The organism is Nocardioides plantarum (assembly GCF_006346395.1).
GTDB lineage: Bacteria > Actinomycetota > Actinomycetes > Propionibacteriales > Nocardioidaceae > Nocardioides > Nocardioides plantarum.
In genome coordinates, this window is sequence record NZ_VDMS01000001.1 from 2,291,101 (window position 1) to 2,305,081 (window position 13,981).

Annotated in this window: 15 protein-coding genes; 7 read left to right on the forward strand and 8 right to left on the reverse strand. The window is 72.3% G+C overall.

Annotated features, from left to right (window positions below):
* Window positions 1–205 precede the first annotated feature (205 nt).
* Window positions 206–928 carry a hypothetical protein gene (locus FJQ56_RS10765; protein ID WP_140009394.1) on the forward strand — a complete coding sequence of 241 codons (723 nt, stop codon included), beginning with the start codon at window positions 206–208 and terminating at the stop codon, window positions 926–928.
* A 302-nt stretch (window positions 929–1,230) separates the two neighbouring features.
* Here the strand turns inward: FJQ56_RS10765 and FJQ56_RS10770 are convergent, their stop codons facing one another.
* Both FJQ56_RS10770 and FJQ56_RS10775 read right to left on the reverse strand, forming a co-directional pair.
* Window positions 1,231–2,466, reverse strand: coding sequence for an HNH endonuclease signature motif containing protein (locus tag FJQ56_RS10770; RefSeq protein ID WP_140009395.1), 1,236 nt, complete (start codon window positions 2,464–2,466; stop codon window positions 1,231–1,233).
* A gap of 247 nt (window positions 2,467–2,713) precedes the next feature.
* On the reverse strand, window positions 2,714–3,649 hold the full coding sequence (locus FJQ56_RS10775; protein ID WP_140009396.1) for a hypothetical protein: 936 nt from the start codon (window positions 3,647–3,649) through the stop codon (window positions 2,714–2,716).
* 33 nt (window positions 3,650–3,682) lie between these two features.
* On the opposite strand from FJQ56_RS10775, the gene FJQ56_RS10780 reads away from it, so the two are divergent.
* The 3 genes from FJQ56_RS10780 (at window position 3,683) to FJQ56_RS10790 (ending at window position 5,396) form a co-directional block, all read left to right on the forward strand.
* Entirely contained in the window at window positions 3,683–4,153 is a 471-nt protein-coding gene (locus FJQ56_RS10780; protein ID WP_140009397.1) for a tRNA (cytidine(34)-2'-O)-methyltransferase, read from the forward strand.
* A gap of 113 nt (window positions 4,154–4,266) precedes the next feature.
* On the forward strand, window positions 4,267–4,995 hold the full coding sequence (locus FJQ56_RS10785; protein ID WP_140009398.1) for a PadR family transcriptional regulator: 729 nt from the start codon (window positions 4,267–4,269) through the stop codon (window positions 4,993–4,995).
* Entirely contained in the window at window positions 4,992–5,396 is a 405-nt protein-coding gene (locus tag FJQ56_RS10790; protein WP_140009399.1) for a DUF1707 SHOCT-like domain-containing protein, read from the forward strand. Before FJQ56_RS10785 ends, FJQ56_RS10790 begins: the two co-directional genes overlap by 4 nt.
* On the opposite strand, the gene FJQ56_RS10795 is transcribed toward FJQ56_RS10790, so the two are convergent.
* Complete coding sequence (locus FJQ56_RS10795) at window positions 5,327–6,646, reverse strand: outer membrane protein assembly factor BamB family protein (RefSeq protein WP_170215344.1); 1,320 nt, start codon at window positions 6,644–6,646, stop codon at window positions 5,327–5,329. The two genes, FJQ56_RS10790 and FJQ56_RS10795, sit on opposite strands and share 70 nt — an antisense overlap.
* A 127-nt stretch (window positions 6,647–6,773) precedes the next feature.
* On the opposite strand from FJQ56_RS10795, the gene FJQ56_RS10800 reads away from it, so the two are divergent.
* Window positions 6,774–7,988 (forward strand): acyl-CoA dehydrogenase family protein, encoded by a 1,215-nt coding sequence (locus FJQ56_RS10800; RefSeq protein WP_140009401.1) that lies wholly within the window; start codon window positions 6,774–6,776, stop codon window positions 7,986–7,988.
* A gap of 16 nt (window positions 7,989–8,004) precedes the next feature.
* Here FJQ56_RS10800 and FJQ56_RS10805 read toward each other — a convergent pair whose 3' ends face one another.
* On the reverse strand, window positions 8,005–8,922 hold the full coding sequence (locus FJQ56_RS10805) for an AEC family transporter (protein ID WP_140009402.1): 918 nt from the start codon (window positions 8,920–8,922) through the stop codon (window positions 8,005–8,007).
* Between the two features lie 69 nt (window positions 8,923–8,991).
* Here FJQ56_RS10805 and FJQ56_RS10810 point away from each other — a divergent pair, with 69 nt between their 5' ends.
* Both FJQ56_RS10810 and FJQ56_RS10820 read left to right on the forward strand, forming a co-directional pair.
* The gene (locus FJQ56_RS10810; protein WP_211350837.1) at window positions 8,992–9,666 is read left to right on the forward strand and encodes a hypothetical protein; all 675 of its coding nucleotides are present in this window, start codon (window positions 8,992–8,994) and stop codon (window positions 9,664–9,666) included.
* Between the two features lie 124 nt (window positions 9,667–9,790).
* On the forward strand, window positions 9,791–11,101 hold the full coding sequence (locus tag FJQ56_RS10820) for a hypothetical protein (RefSeq protein ID WP_140009403.1): 1,311 nt from the start codon (window positions 9,791–9,793) through the stop codon (window positions 11,099–11,101).
* Here FJQ56_RS10820 and FJQ56_RS10825 read toward each other — a convergent pair.
* The 4 genes from FJQ56_RS10825 to FJQ56_RS22915 all read right to left on the reverse strand — a co-directional run bounded on the left by FJQ56_RS10825 (window position 11,079) and on the right by FJQ56_RS22915 (window position 13,979).
* A complete protein-coding gene (locus tag FJQ56_RS10825) occupies window positions 11,079–12,113 on the reverse strand; it encodes a serine/threonine-protein kinase (protein ID WP_140009404.1) in 1,035 nt (344 codons plus the stop codon). The genes FJQ56_RS10820 and FJQ56_RS10825 overlap by 23 nt on opposite strands.
* A gap of 10 nt (window positions 12,114–12,123) precedes the next feature.
* Entirely contained in the window at window positions 12,124–13,056 is a 933-nt protein-coding gene (locus FJQ56_RS10830) for a GNAT family N-acetyltransferase (RefSeq protein ID WP_140009405.1), read from the reverse strand.
* Window positions 13,057–13,133: 77 nt separating this feature from the next.
* A complete protein-coding gene (locus FJQ56_RS10835) occupies window positions 13,134–13,700 on the reverse strand; it encodes a YceI family protein (RefSeq protein ID WP_140009406.1) in 567 nt (188 codons plus the stop codon).
* A gap of 150 nt (window positions 13,701–13,850) precedes the next feature.
* Window positions 13,851–13,979: a hypothetical protein gene (locus FJQ56_RS22915; RefSeq protein ID WP_281284667.1), complete on the reverse strand. Its 129-nt coding sequence runs from the start codon at window positions 13,977–13,979 to the stop codon at window positions 13,851–13,853.
* Window positions 13,980–13,981: the final 2 nt, after the last annotated feature.

Genomic DNA, 13,981 nt, shown 5'->3' on the forward strand with positions numbered 1-13,981 from the left:
GCCGTCCGGGCCAGCGCGAACAGGTAGCGGAGTCGCCAGCCGTGCTGGGGCATGAGGTCGAAGCTCGTGCCGTAGACGATCGGCACGAGGTTCGACCCTGCCAGCAGGATCCTTCCGGTTCACGGGCCGGGGCGTCAGGATCTCGTCGAGATCCTGGGGCGGGACCGGCATTTGCCATGCTCACCGCACGCATGAGAATCAGCGAATGGCTCAGGAGCGAGAGATCCACTCCCACGTCGTCGATGGCGTGCGGCACTTCTGGTGGACCGAGACCCTCTGGGTTGAAGCCGCCGGCCTGCCGGTGACGTCGGTGCCCATCGCGGACATCGCCGAGTTCGACCAGAACTGCTGGTTCGGGGCCACGCCACCGACGTGTCGAGAGGTGGCCGAGCACGCACGTCGCATCGAGGTGGCCGACCTGAGCTACCCGGTGATCCTGAACGTCGACGGGGGTCTCATGGACGGTGGTCACCGGATCGCCCGCGCTTGGCTCGACGGACTCACCGAGGTCGACGCCGTCCGCTTCGAGGTTCTCCCGGCACCGAGCTGGACCATGCCGGAGGTCGTGGTCCAAGCGCGACGGAAGCGCGCTGAGACGTTGTTCGTGCACGAGGTCACGCCCCATGTCAGGTTCCGCACCAACGGCGGGCGACCCTTCGAGCCGCGTGGAACCAGCGCGGGCGAGTTCATTGTGGTCAACGGAACCCTCGAGTCCGGGCCGCGGTACCGCAATGCTCGTGTTGCTCGTTTCCACGCGTCAGTTGTCAGCCCACCCGGCGACACCTCCTACGCGATGGCCGCGCTCCACTATCCGGCCGACCCTGACCTGGTCGCGGAGAAGGACTGTCACGTGGTCCTTTGGGCGCTGGCACCCCAGGACGTCCCGGCCGGAACGGTCATCTCGTCCATTGGCGTTGTCGAGACCTGAGCCGGGGGACCGGCCCACGCGACACGTCGAAGACTGCTGTTCGGCATCCCGATCGCCCCGCTCATCACGTGTCACCGATGCGCACGACGGAATCGGACGCGTTCCCGCCGGCCAGCGCCTCCTCGTGCGCATCAGTCCGGTCCACCGTCCGGATCCTAGGAGGCGGGGCCCTGCCGGGCGCCGACTATTCGGCGTGAGCGGGCACCCTCAGGCGGCTTGGCCTGCCCAGGGTCACGCCCGTTTCGGCTGGGTGGGTGGTTGAGCGTGCGGACGCGGTGATGGTGGACCTCGGACGACGACTATCAGGTGCGGATGGGGTCGTGGCCGGGTTGGTGGACGCGGGCGTGATGGAACGGGCAGTAGAGCTTCGTGGTCCTCAGGTCGGTGCCACCGCCGTGGGCCCAGGGGATGTCGTGGTGGGCGTGGCACAGGTAGCCCGGGACGTCGCAACCGGACTGGTGTTGGCAGTGGCGTTGTTCGACGATCGCAGCGAGGCGTTGGGCGGGGGTGTGGAACCGGTGCTTCCTACCCAGGGCCAACACTTCGGCGTCGGCGTTCATCCAGGCCGGGATGACCCCGGCGCCGCAGGCCAGGCGGAGGTATTGGGTGGGGCTGATCTTGGTGCCTGTCTCGAGCTGGGCGGCCTTGAGCTTGCCTTGGAGGAGGTCGTAGTCGCCGATGGCGATCACGGTGGCGGACAGGCCGCCGATCTTGGGTAGCTGGGCGGGGTCGTAGCCCTCGATCCACTCGATGAACGCCTGACCGAGGCGTTCGGCTGAGGGCCTCTTCCAGTCGTAGGACCCCGCACCCTGTTCGGCGCGGACGTGTTTGGGGGCGGCCAGGGCATGGAGCTGTTTGCGGAACGCATCTGCGGTGGCGGTGGGGATGCTGAACCGGCCGTGGGTCAACCCGTCACCGTCATCGCCCATGGTGAGCCTGGTGCGTCTGCGGGCTCGTTCTTCCTGGGCTTCGAGGGCTTTGGCTTCGCGTTCGTCGGCGCCGTCTGGGTCGAGGCGTTCCCAGATCGCGTGCCCCATCGTCGCCAGGGCGTCGGCGTCGTGACCGCCGACAGCTTCGCCGAGGAGGAACGCCTCGGCGCGGGCCTGGTCGTGGACCGAGACCTTCTCGTCGTCCAGCAGAGCGACATGGTTGGCGATGGCTTGGGCCTGCTCGGCGTGGATCTCCCCGCGGGCCGTCGCGGCCCTGGTGGGTTCCAGGTCGCCCAGACCTGCGGCGAGCTTGGCCTTTGCTCGAGCAGACCGTCGGGTCACCCCGGTGGTGCGTTGGACCCACCGGCCCACGTTGCGGCACTGCACCTGGCCGGGCAGGTCCAGGACCTCGGCCTGGCTGATCGACCTGGCTTCGAGCTCGGCCACACCTGCTGCGACCCGGGCAGCGAGACCCACGACCCTGGTGGTGGTCTTCTCGTCCATCGACCAGGTCGGGACGTCGGCTAGATCCTTCAGCTCGTCGAGCACCGTGCACAGGAACGCCTCGATCGGGTGTCCCGATCCGGGGGTGTCGGTGTGCTGGGCCATGGGTCTATTCCAGCACCGACCACTGACAGTCCTGATCGACTTTCGCGCTCAACCACAGGGGTTGTGGACAACCCAGCCCCACCCTGTCCCTGTGGACGGTTCGTGGTTGTTTCCACAGTCGTGGGTCGGGTTGGGCGGGTCGGTGGCGGTGGCTTCGAGGCTCGTCGCTGGGGCTCCTCGCACCTCAGCCGACGTGGGGCGGCCTGGTCGGCGTACCGGGTCGGCTCGTCACCGTGCCCCGCACGTCTCAGCCGGCGGTGAAGCCCACGTGCACGTGGTCGCTGTGCGTCGGGTCGGAGAAGTACTGGCTGCCGCCGTCGTCCAGGTCGGTGGGGCCGCCCACCTGGTAGGCGCCGGTGTCGGCCGCGAGGCGCATGACCCGCTCCACGACGGAGGCCGCGCGGGGGTCGACGACGAGGCGGCCGTCGATGCGGCCGATGTCGTAGGCGAGTCCGTCGGGGTGGTTGCTGCGTCGGTCGGTGCCGAACACGTTCACCGGATGAGCGGAGATCAGCACGCCGATGGTGATCCGGTGCCGCTTCGCGACTGCCAGCATCGAGCGCAGCACGTCGTCCGAGACGCGTCCCGACGCGATGTCCCTGCGACCGGCCCAGGGCAGGTCGATGCGCTCGTCGTCGAGCACGCGACGGATCAGCGAGCCCGGCTCGCGCAGGGCCCGCACCTTCGCGGCGGGCTCGACGGAGTCGACGCGCCACCGGTCGCCGGACCGGCTGATCCGCACGTCGTACGTCGTCCCGCCCCCGGCCTCGAAGTCGGCCTCGACCAGGATGCTGGCCTGCGGCGGCAGGTAGCCGAAGTACTGCGTGTAGGTCACCTGTCGTACGCCGGGCAGCGCCTCGACCGCACGGGCGGCCGTCCGCTTCGCCGCTGCGTCGACCTCGGTGGCGATCGGCTGGTAGCGAGCAGGCGCCTCGGTCGGCGTCTCCGAGGCGGTCGGCGACCCCGTCGGCGACCCCGACGGCGACCCCGACGGCGACCCCGACGGCGACTCCGAGGGCGACCCCGACACCGACGCCGACGCGGACGCCGTCGTCGACGGGCCACCGGCGGTGGGCTCGGCGGGGTCGTCGGGGTCCGACGGGGAGCAGCCCGCGAGAGCGACCCCGACGACCACGAGCGCCACCGCGCCGACCGTCGTCCGACCACCTGACCATCGCCTCATGCCTGAAGGCTAGGCACCCGGCATGATCGGGTCGTGTTCCACGTGATGTTCCTCGAGCCCAGGATCCCGCCCAACACGGGCAACGCGATCCGGATGGTGGCCGGGACCGGAGCCACGCTGCACCTGGTCGAGCCGCTCGGCTTCGACCTGTCCGAGCCCCAGCTGAGGCGTGCGGGCCTGGACTACCACGACCTGGCCTCGGTGGTGGTGCACGCCGATCTCGACACGGCGCTGGGGAGCGCGGCGCTGGCCTCCTCGAGGGTGTTCGCGCTCACGGCCCACGCCACCCGCTGGCACACCGACGTCGCGTTCGAGGCGGGCGACGTGCTGCTCTTCGGACCCGAGCCGACCGGTCTGTCCGACGAGGTGTTGGGCCACCCCCGGGTCACCGAGCAGCTGCGGATCCCGATGCTCGGTGGCCGGCGGTCGATGAACCTGTCGAACTCCGCGGCCGTGGTGACCTACGAGGCGTGGCGCCAGCACGGGTTCCCCGGCGCGCAGTAGGTCCGCCCGGGTCGAGGGGTTGATTCGGCGACCATGTCGGCGTACGGTTGCGATATATCGCGAAGCAATCAAGAACCGTCGCGATACCACCATCATCGAAAGGGGGTCCCGAGATGGGACACCGAGGACACCAGCGACACTGGGCCGGAGGGCCCGACGACAACCCCTGGCAGCAGCACGGCGGAGGACGCCGTGGCGGCTGGGAGGGACCCGGACGAGGCGGCCCGATGGGCGGCCGCGGGGGACCGATGGGCGGCCCGCCGCCGTGGGTGGCCGGGCTGTTCGGCCTGGGTCAGCCCGAGCGGGGCCGCGGGCCACGCGTCCGGCGGGGCGACGTACGCATGGCCATCCTGGACGTGCTCGCCACCGCGGCCCGCGAGGGCGAGGGCGGGGAGTCGGTCAACGGCTACCAGGTCATCCAGCAGATCGCCGAGCGCAGCGACGGTGGCTGGCGCCCGAGCCCCGGCTCGGTCTACCCGACCATCCAGCAGCTGCAGGACGAGGGCCTGGTCGACACCGACGACGAGCGCGGACGCCGCAGCCTGCGGCTCACCGAGAGCGGACAGGCCTACGTCGCCGACCACGCCGACGAGCTCGCCGCCGTGTGGCTGCCCTTCGAGCGCTCGACCGAGAAGGCCGCCGGCCGCACCGAGCAGGTCGACCTGAAGTCCGAGCTCGGCCAGGTCATGCCCGCCGTGTGGCAGATCGTCACCCAGGGCTCCGAGGCCCAGCGCCGGGCCGCGCTCGACATCCTGGTCGACACCCGACGCAAGCTGTACGGCGTGCTGGCCGACGGCCCCGAGGCGGTCGACCCCGCCACGGACGAGGACGACGAGGCATGACCGACCTGCGGGTCGGCGACGCCGAGCGCGACCGCGCCGCAGCCGACCTGGGGGAGCACTTCGCCCTGGGTCGGCTGTCGGCCGACGAGCACGCCGAGCGGCTCGACGCCGTCTGGACCGCGCGCACCCGCGCCGACCTCGACCTGGTCTTCCACGACCTGCCGACGCAGCAGGCACCGCCCCCGCCGGGCGCCGGCCGACCGGCACGGCCCGGCTGGCGGCCGATGCCGTTCGTGCCACTGGCGATCCTGCTGGTGGTGCTGTCGGCGATCACCCACCTGCCGCTCTGGATCGGCATCATCCTCCTGGGCTGCGGCCTGTTCCGCCGCGCTCACCGTCGTCGCAGGACCTGGAGCCGCGCGTACCCGTCGTACCCGTCGCCATCGCCGAGCACCAGGTAGCGGTCGTCCACGGACACGACCGTGAGGTCCGGGTCGGGGCCGATCAGCGTGCCGCCGGCTGCGTCGACGGCACCGGCGACGCCGCCGTAGCCGTCGAGTGACACCACGCCGTCCTGGATCGTCGTCGGGGTCCAGTCCTGGTCGCGGTCGTCCGAGAGCGTGGCCGACAGCGACAACCCGCGCTCGGCGCCCAGGGTCAGCAACCGGGGCTGCGCGCGGAGGTCCTCCGGGTCCTCCCACACGCAGGCGACGTCGAGGTCCCCGCTGATCCAACGCGCGCAGCCGCGGGTCCGTGTCGGCGGTTGCTGCGGCAGGGGCCTGCCGGTGCGGCTGTCGAGCAGCCGGGCCCCGCCGCTGACGTCGTCGAGCACGACGACCCGCGGGCTCACGCTCACCGCGCGCGCTGTCTCGGTGCTCCGCCACCGCTCCTTGCCGGTACGGGCGTCGAGCGCGACCAGGGAAGGCGCGCTCGCGTCGTTGACCCGCCCGATCACGAGGTCGCCCGCGACGAGGTCGACCACGACGTCGGGACGCGCCCACAGCCGCTCACCGGTCGCCGGGTCGAGCCCGACCGCGTACGCCGGCAACGTCTTGTCGGGTCGGCCGTAGAACAGCGTCCCGTAGTCGGCCACCCCGAGGACCACCGACGTGCTCGAGACGCCCTCGACCATGACCGAGAGCCGCGCGAGGTCGTCGCGGGGGCGCAGGTAGTCGGCCTGGGTCGACTGTGTGAGACCGCTGCCCCACACGACGTCCCCGGTGCGGGCATCGACGGCGACGGCGCCCCGCTGACCGTCCTCCATGGTGGGCTCCGGACAGCCGTAGGCGCAGGCGAACGCGAAGTAGGGCAGCACGACCAGTGGGCCGTCGGCCGTGTCGACCAGCGCCGGCTCGTCGTTGAGGTCACCGACGGAGCCGGTGGTGGCCCCGAGCGGGACGTCCTTGGTCGGGAGCCGCCACGTGGTCCGACCCGACCGGAGGTCGACGACCTCGGGCCGTTCTCCGGTGAGGAGCATCAGGTCGCCGACGACCGCGACCCCACGCTCCTCGTCCGAGGGGGAGGTCCAGACCGGACGGGTCGAGGTCCGGACCGGGGCGCGTTCGCTCGCCTCGAGCACCGGGAGCGGCAGCGGCGCCGCGGTCGGTGCCGGCGACGAGGTCGGCTCCGCCGGTCGGCGAGTCTCGTCGGAGCTGCACCCGGTGAGCAGGAGCAGCAGGGCGAGCGCGGTCAGCGCGCGGGGGCGGGGCACGGACCCCCTGTTCCGCCCCGGCCGGGTCCCGAAACGGACCCGCCCGACACGACGGTCGTGCGACCGCGTCCAGGTCATTCGGTGAACACCTGTCCTCCGACATTGCGTCGCGAGTAATCTCGGCCTCGTGTCCACGCCCTCGTTCGACCTGACTCCCGACCACCTCGAGCTGAAGAGCTGGCTCCACACCTTCGCCGCCGACGTCATCCGCCCGGCCGCCTCGGAGTGGGACGAGAAGGAGGAGTTCCCCTGGCCGGTCGTCGAGGAGGCGGCCAAGGCCGGCATCTACTCGATGGACTTCTTCGCCACCCAGGGCTTCGACCCCACCGGCCTCGGCATCCCGGTGTCGATGGAGGAGCTGTGCTGGGGTGACGCCGGCATCGGCCTGGCCATCGTCGGTACGGCGCTGGCCGCGGCCGGGGTGAGCAGCAACGGCACCCAGGAGCAGGTGCTCGAGTGGGTCCCCGAGATGTTCGGCTCGCCCGGCGACGTCAAGCTCGGCGCCTTCTGCTCCTCCGAGCCCGACGCCGGCAGTGACGTGGGCGCGATGCGCACCCGCGCCCGCTACGACGAGGCCACCGACGAGTGGGTCATCAACGGGACCAAGACCTGGGCGACCAACGGCGGCATCGCCGACGTCCACGTCGTGACCGCCGTCGTCGACCCCGACCTGCGCACCCGCGGCCAGGCGAGCTTCGTCGTACCGCCCGGCACCAAGGGCCTCAGCCAGGGCCAGAAGTTCCACAAGCACGGCATTCGCGCCAGCCACACCGCCGAGGTCGTCCTCGACAACGTGCGGGTGCCGGGCCGCTGCCTCCTGGGCGGCAAGGACAAGCTCGACGCCCGCCTGGCCCGCGCCCGGGAGGGCTCCGGCGCCCGCGGCAACGCCAGCATGGCGACCTTCGAGCGCACCCGCCCCGCCGTGGGCGCCATGGCGGTCGGTATCGCGCGGGCGGCGTACGAGGTGGCCCTCGACTACGCCAAGACCCGCGAGCAGTTCGGCAAGGCGATCATCGAGAACCAGGGCGTGGCCTTCATGCTCGCCGACATGGCCGTCTCGATCGACGCGAGCCGACTGCTCGTGCACCGCGCGGCCTGGATGGCCAGCCAGGGCAAGGCGTTCGACGCCGCCGAGGGCTCGATGTCGAAGCTGATGGCGGCCGAGACGGCGGTCAAGGTCACCGGCAACGCGATGCAGATCCTCGGCGGCAACGGCTTCACGCGCGAGTACCCCGTCGAGCGCTGGGCCCGCGACGCCAAGATCTTCACGATCTTCGAGGGCACCTCCGAGATCCAGCGGCTGGTCATCGCGCGCACCGTGTCGGGCGCGCCGATCCGCTAGTCGTAGGCCCGCGGTCTCAGGCCAGCAGCGCCACGATCACCGTCACCACCGGCACGCACCCCAGCGTGCTCACGAAGATCGCGTCGCGGGCCAGCAGCTCCGCGCGTCCGTAGCGCGTGGCAATGACGTAGACGTTCTGCGCCGTCGGCAGCGCCGAGATCACGGTGATCGCGAGCAGGGCGTCGGGGCCGAGACCCAGCGCCCGGCCCACGGCGTACGCCGCCAGCGGCTGCACCAGGAGCTTGAGCCCCACCGCCACCCCGAGGTCGGGCAGCGCGACACCGCGACCCGGCAGCGGGCCGAGCCAGAGGCTGGCGCCGTAGGCCAGGAGCATGGCCGGGACCGCCAGCCCGCCGACGAGCTCGAGCGGGTCCACCACGAGGTCCGGCACGTCGACCTCGAGCAGCGCGACGACCACCCCGGCGAGGCTGGCGATGGTGATCGGGTTGCGCAGCGGTCGGGTGAGCACGTTGGCCAGCGGCAGCGGCTCCGGCGAGACCGTCACGTCGAGGATCGTCAGGGCGAGCGGCTGGAGCACGACGAGTTGGAGCAGCAGCACGGGGGCGACCAGGGCGGTGTCGCCGAGCACGTAGAACGCGATCGGGATGCCGAGGTTGCCCGCGTTGCAGTACGACGAGCACATGGCGGCCACGACCGTGCTGCCCGTGTCGCGGCCCTGCACGCGGCACACCGCGAGCGTGCCGACCAGCGTGGCGAGCACGCCGCCGACGATGGCGAGCAGGTTGCCGGAGAACAGGTCGGAGACCTCGCTGTCCTGCAGCACGGTGAACAGCAACGCTGGGCTGGCCAGGAAGAAGGCGACCGACTGCAGGGTTCGCAGCCCGGGCTCGTCGAGCACCCGGCCGCGGGCCAGGACCATCCCGAGCGCGACGACGACGGCGATGGTCAGGAACCCGCTCAGCACGCCCGTCATGTCCTCGGGATCCTCTCAGGGGGCGCGGCCGGGGCGGCGGGCCACCCGGCACGTGCTAGACGTGGTGCTGTGGCTACTCCTGCCGGCCGGCACCGCGTCCGCTTCCGCGGCCAGATCGCCGGCGTCGGCACCACGAGCGGGACCCGCATCGTCGTGGGGCGCTGGGACGACACCCCGCTGGGCTCGTTCGCCGACGCGATGGTGGAGCGCCCCGACGGCCACCGGCTGCTGCTCGCGTCGCACCCCGACGTCGCGCGCCTGGTCGCCGCGACCTACGAGTTCGACGAGATCCGGGTGGAGCGCTTCGGGGTGCTGGTCGGTCCGCACGGCTGGCAGGTCCGCTCCGACTCGCTCGAGCTCGACGTCGCCGTCGGCGGGGTGACGGTCCTCGGGCGGCTGCTGAGCGTCGTACCGGACCGGGTCGCAACGGCGACCTGGTGGTGCGCGCTCACCGATGTCGTCGCGCGCACCGTGCTCACCGGGGTCCGCACGAGGGGCGAGATCGGCGAGCGCCGTGAGTGGTACGGCGCCACCGCCCACCACCGGATCGAGTCGGCCTCCGGCACCTTCGACGGCGAGACGCTGGGCACGCTCGCGCCGGTCGACCCGCCGCCGCGGTTCGGCTTCTCCTCGACGCCGCCGCGGCCGTCGGTCACCGACGTGGTGACCACGATCGAGCTCGACCGGTCCGTCGCCCTGGTGGGACCATCGACGTACGCCGCCTGCTCGAGGGCCCGGGAGTAGAGCTCCTGGCGCTGCGCCGGGTCGGCCCCGGGCGCCCGGAAGTCGTAGCGGACCACGAACTGCGTGCGAGCCATGGCCGCACGCTAGTGCGCTGCGTGCCCCGCGGCGCGGGTATCGTCCGCCCGTGATGAGACGGACGGTGGGCGCGGCGCTGCTGGCCCTCGCCGTCGCGGCACCCGCGACCGCGGACACCACGTCCTCACCCGGTCCCGAGCCGACCGAGCTCGGCGGCACGCCGGTCGTGGGCGGCAGTGCAGGGCAGCCGACACAGCTCGTCGCGGGCCTCTGGTCCGACACGCTCGTCGGTCCCGGTGAGGACCCGGCCAACACCCGCTGGTTCTCCTACACCCGCGCGATGGCGCAGAGCAGGGTCTTCGTGGGTGTCGTCGCGTCGGCCGTCGATCCCGTCAACGACCAGATCAGGGTCGAGGTGCGCAGCTCCGACGGCGAGGCGTGCGGCTCGTACGACGACTCGACGGCGAGCTCGGCGCCCGGCGTGCTGATGGGCGCACTGAAGGTCGTGGGGCTCGAGAACGACGACCCCGCCTGTCTCTCCTCGCCCGAGCTCCGGATCGCGGTCAGCCGCGGGTCCACGTCCGGGCTGGCCTCGTCGATGCCGTTCGCCCTGCGGGTGGTCGAGGAGCCGCCCCTCCCGAGCGATGACGACTCGGAGCCGCCTGCGGACCACTTCCTGCAGACGCTGGCGACCGACGAAGCGGCCCCGACCGCGGGCGCGCGGTCGTTCGACGACGCGCCGTCGGTCGACGGCACGGTGCGCGACCAGGTGCCGCAGGGCACCGAGCGGCTGTGGAAGGTCCATCTGGACTGGGGACAGGCCCTGGCCTGGCGGCTCCAGGTCCCGTCGCGGCCCGAGAGCGAGACCTCCACCCCCGATCCGCAGGTCGAGGTCACCCTGTTCGACCCGATGCGCAACGCCTTCGACGGTGGTGCGGTCGACGCCGAGACCTCCGGGTCCTACGGCTTCGACGGCGCGGACCTGTCCGACACGACGGCCCCGATCGCCGACGCCCAGCTGAGCGGCGACGCTGCGCTGGTCCCCGGTGACTACTGGGTCGCCGTCTCGGTCGCGACCTCGCCCACGGACGACGCACCGATCGAGGTGCCGATCGAGCTCACTGTCGGAGCGACCGGCGAGAAGACCGGCGCCCCCGACTTCCCCGATGCAGTCACCGGACCCGGGGGGCGCGTCGGCCCCGCGGGCTACGACAAGTCCACCCCCTTCCTCGTCGGCGACGGCGTCTTCAGCGCCGACGTCTCGGGCACGCCGACGTCTCCGGACGACGAGGCGGCCGCCGACCCCGACGTACGCCGGATCGCCGGGTTCGCGGTCGGTGCGGCCAGCCTGGTGTCGCTGCTCGCAGGTGTGGTCCTGCTGCGGCGCCGGGCGCGGTTCAGCCGAGCAGCAGCCAGGTAGCGAGCACCAGCCCGACGAGGCCGACCAGCAGGAGCAGCGCCCCCGGCAGGGCCGACGGGCGGACGGCGGCGGTCGCCGTCGAGGTCTGGCCGCCGGGCTGGAAGGCGATCGTGGGGGCGGCCGTCGGCGCGAGGCCGTGGCGCGGCGGGGGAGGCGGCGGCAGGTCCGGCACGGTCGCGGCCGGGAACCGGTCCGGCACGTCGACCACGGGCTCGCCCGGCGGCGGGGGGAGCGCCACGAGGTCGGCCAGGGCGGCGCGCATCTGGGTCGCGGTGGCGGGGCGGTCGGCGGGGTCGACCTGCGTGGCGTGCGCGACGAGCTCGACCAGGCGACGGGTGGCCGTCGCGGAGGGGTCGGAGCCGATCCTCACCGTGGCGGGCTGGTCGTCGTCGGTGAGCCGACGTCCGAGCAGCATCTCGAGGACGACCCGCCCCACGGCGTACAGGTCCGAGCGGGGGTCGGGGTCGCCTCCGTGCCACTGCTCCGGGGGCATGTAGCCGGGGGTGCCGATGCCCTGGGCGCCGTGGGTCATCCGGGGCTGGTCGAGCGGGACGGCGATGCCGAAGTCGGTCAGGCGCAGGTGGGGGGTGCGGGTGCCGGTCGGCTCGAGCAGCAGGTTGCCGGGTTTGACGTCGCGGTGGACGATGCCGGCCGCGTGCACCGCTTCGAGGGCCTGCAGCAGCTGGTCGGTGAGGACGGCGACCCAGCGCGGCGGCAACGCGCCGTGCTCGTGGAGTAGGTCGGCGACCGACCCGCCGTGGACCAGCGGCATCGTGAAGAGCACCCGGTCGTCGACCCCCGCCCACGACAGCGGGGTCACGACGTGGGTGTGGTCGATGCGCACCGACTGCTCGCGCACGAACCTCAGCAGCGACGCCGCGTCGGACTGCCGCAGGATCTTGGCGGCCTTGAGCTGCCCGTCGCTGCGGTCGAGCACGCGCCAGATCGTGCCCATGCCCCCGGTGGCGACGGGGTCGAGCAGCTCGTAGCGGCCCGCGAACACCTCGCCCATGCCGGGCAGGCTACGGGGAGGTCAGCGAGATCGCGCGGTTGACCCAGGTCGAGGTGACCTGCATGCCGACCTTCTCGTAGAGGCCGAGGGCGCCGGTGCGGCTGTCGGTCGAGAGCCCGCACAGCACGGCGCCGTGGTCGCGGGCGACCGCGAAGGTGTCGACCATCAGCGCCTGGGCCAGGCCGCGGCCGCGCTCGTCGCGGCGGGTGGCGAGCCGGGAGATGTAGGCCTCGGGAGCGTCGGCGGCCTCGGCGTAGACCGACACGACCGCCACCGCGACGACGGCACCGCCGGGGTCGGTGACCACGCGCAGCTGCCACGGCACGAAGCCGGGGCGCAGGACCGTCGTGGCGGCGAAGTCGGCGTAGCTCTCGCGGTCGCGCTCGGACCACTCGAGGAAGGCGTCCTCGACGACGGTGTGGACTTCGGCGTACTCCGCGGGGTCGGACGCGCGGACGGCGTAGCCGGCGGGCAGCGGGCGCTCGGCGATGCTGGCGCCGACGGGGAGCTTGAGGATCCAGCTGGTCCAGCGCACCTGGTAGCCGAGCGCGGTGAGCAGCCGGTCGCCGGGCGACCCCTCGGGCACGGGCATGCCGACGACGGTGGCGCCGTGGGTGCGGGCGAGGTCCTGCATCGCCTGCGCGAGCCAGGTGCCGATGCCGCGGCCGCGGTGCTCGGGACGGACGGCGGCGTCGCCGCGGTCGGGGGCGGCGTACTCGGCGTACCCGACCATCTGGTCGCCGTCGAACACCCCGACGGTCTGCTCCTCGACGCAGAAGCTGGGTCGCTGCCAGTCGCCGACGATGTCGGCCTCCTCGATCTCGACGGCGCCGAGGTCGTGGAGCTCCTGGGCCGCGATCGTCTCGAACACGGCGTGCGCGTCGGCGGGGGTGAGCGCCCGGGTGGTGAGGCCGACGGGCAGGCCGGGTCGTACGTCGTGCATGGGCGGATCGTGGCAGGACGCACGACGGGGCCGCGACCGGATATCCGGTCGCGGCCCCGATCGGGGTGCTGCAGGGATCAGGCGTTCTTGATGGCCGAGATGTCGAACTCGAGCTTGATCTTCTCGGAGACCAGGACGCCGCCGGTGTCGAGCTTGGCGTTGAAGTTGAGGCCCCAGTCGCTGCGGTTGACGGTGACGCCACCCTCGAAGCCGACGCGGGTGTTGCCGAACGGGTCCTGGGCCGAGCCGACCTCGTCGAAGTCGATGGTGATCGACTTGGAGGTGCCCTTGATCGTCAGGTCGCCGGTGACGGTCCAGGTCGAGCCGTCGCGGGAGACCTCGGTCGAGGAGAAGGTGATCTGGGGGTGCTCGGCGGCACCGAAGAAGTCGGCGGTCTGCAGGTGGCCGTCGCGGTCGGCGTTGCCGGTGGTCACGCTCGCGGCCTCGATGGCCAGGTCGACCTTGGAGGCGGCGGGGTTGGCCGTGTCGACGTGGGCGGTGCCGGTGAAGGCGTCGAAGTGGCCGCGGACCTTGGTGACCATCGCGTGGCGCGCGACGAAGCCGAGGCGGGTGTGGGCCGGGTCGATCGTGTAGTCGCCGGTGATGTCGGCGATGGCGGTGGTGGCGTCGTCGAACTCGGACATGGGGTCCTCCAGAGGTAGGTGGTTGAAGTATCAATGGCCATGAACGGACCGCGGTCCGTTTATGTTCCCGACTCCAGGGACCGCCACCAAAAAGGTACGACGGCCGCACCCGTGGGGTGCGACCGTCGTGACGAGCGACGTGACAGGGCGTCAGGCGGCGTGGCTGATGGCCGCGGACGCGGTCGGGGTGATCCAGACCGCTTCCATCCGCGTGCGTCCGGCCGCATCGGTCACGGGGACCCAGCGCATCTCGAGCTGGGCGTGGCGTTTGTCGGTCATGG

Coding starts and splice junctions, on each gene's coding strand:
- FJQ56_RS10835 (WP_140009406.1), bottom strand. CDS start 13,700: ATGTCCGAGTTCGACGACGCCACCACCGCCATCGCCGACATCACCGGC.
- FJQ56_RS10805 (WP_140009402.1), bottom strand. CDS start 8,922: ATGACGGGCGTGCTGAGCGGGTTCCTGACCATCGCCGTCGTCGTCGCG.
- FJQ56_RS10830 (WP_140009405.1), bottom strand. CDS start 13,056: ATGCACGACGTACGACCCGGCCTGCCCGTCGGCCTCACCACCCGGGCG.
- FJQ56_RS10825 (WP_140009404.1), bottom strand. CDS start 12,113: ATGGGCGAGGTGTTCGCGGGCCGCTACGAGCTGCTCGACCCCGTCGCC.
- FJQ56_RS10785 (WP_140009398.1), top strand. CDS start 4,267: ATGGGACACCGAGGACACCAGCGACACTGGGCCGGAGGGCCCGACGAC.
- FJQ56_RS10765 (WP_140009394.1), top strand. CDS start 206: ATGGCTCAGGAGCGAGAGATCCACTCCCACGTCGTCGATGGCGTGCGG.
- FJQ56_RS10775 (WP_140009396.1), bottom strand. CDS start 3,649: ATGAGGCGATGGTCAGGTGGTCGGACGACGGTCGGCGCGGTGGCGCTC.
- FJQ56_RS22915 (WP_281284667.1), bottom strand. CDS start 13,979: ATGACCGACAAACGCCACGCCCAGCTCGAGATGCGCTGGGTCCCCGTG.
- FJQ56_RS10770 (WP_140009395.1), bottom strand. CDS start 2,466: ATGGCCCAGCACACCGACACCCCCGGATCGGGACACCCGATCGAGGCG.
- FJQ56_RS10790 (WP_140009399.1), top strand. CDS start 4,992: ATGACCGACCTGCGGGTCGGCGACGCCGAGCGCGACCGCGCCGCAGCC.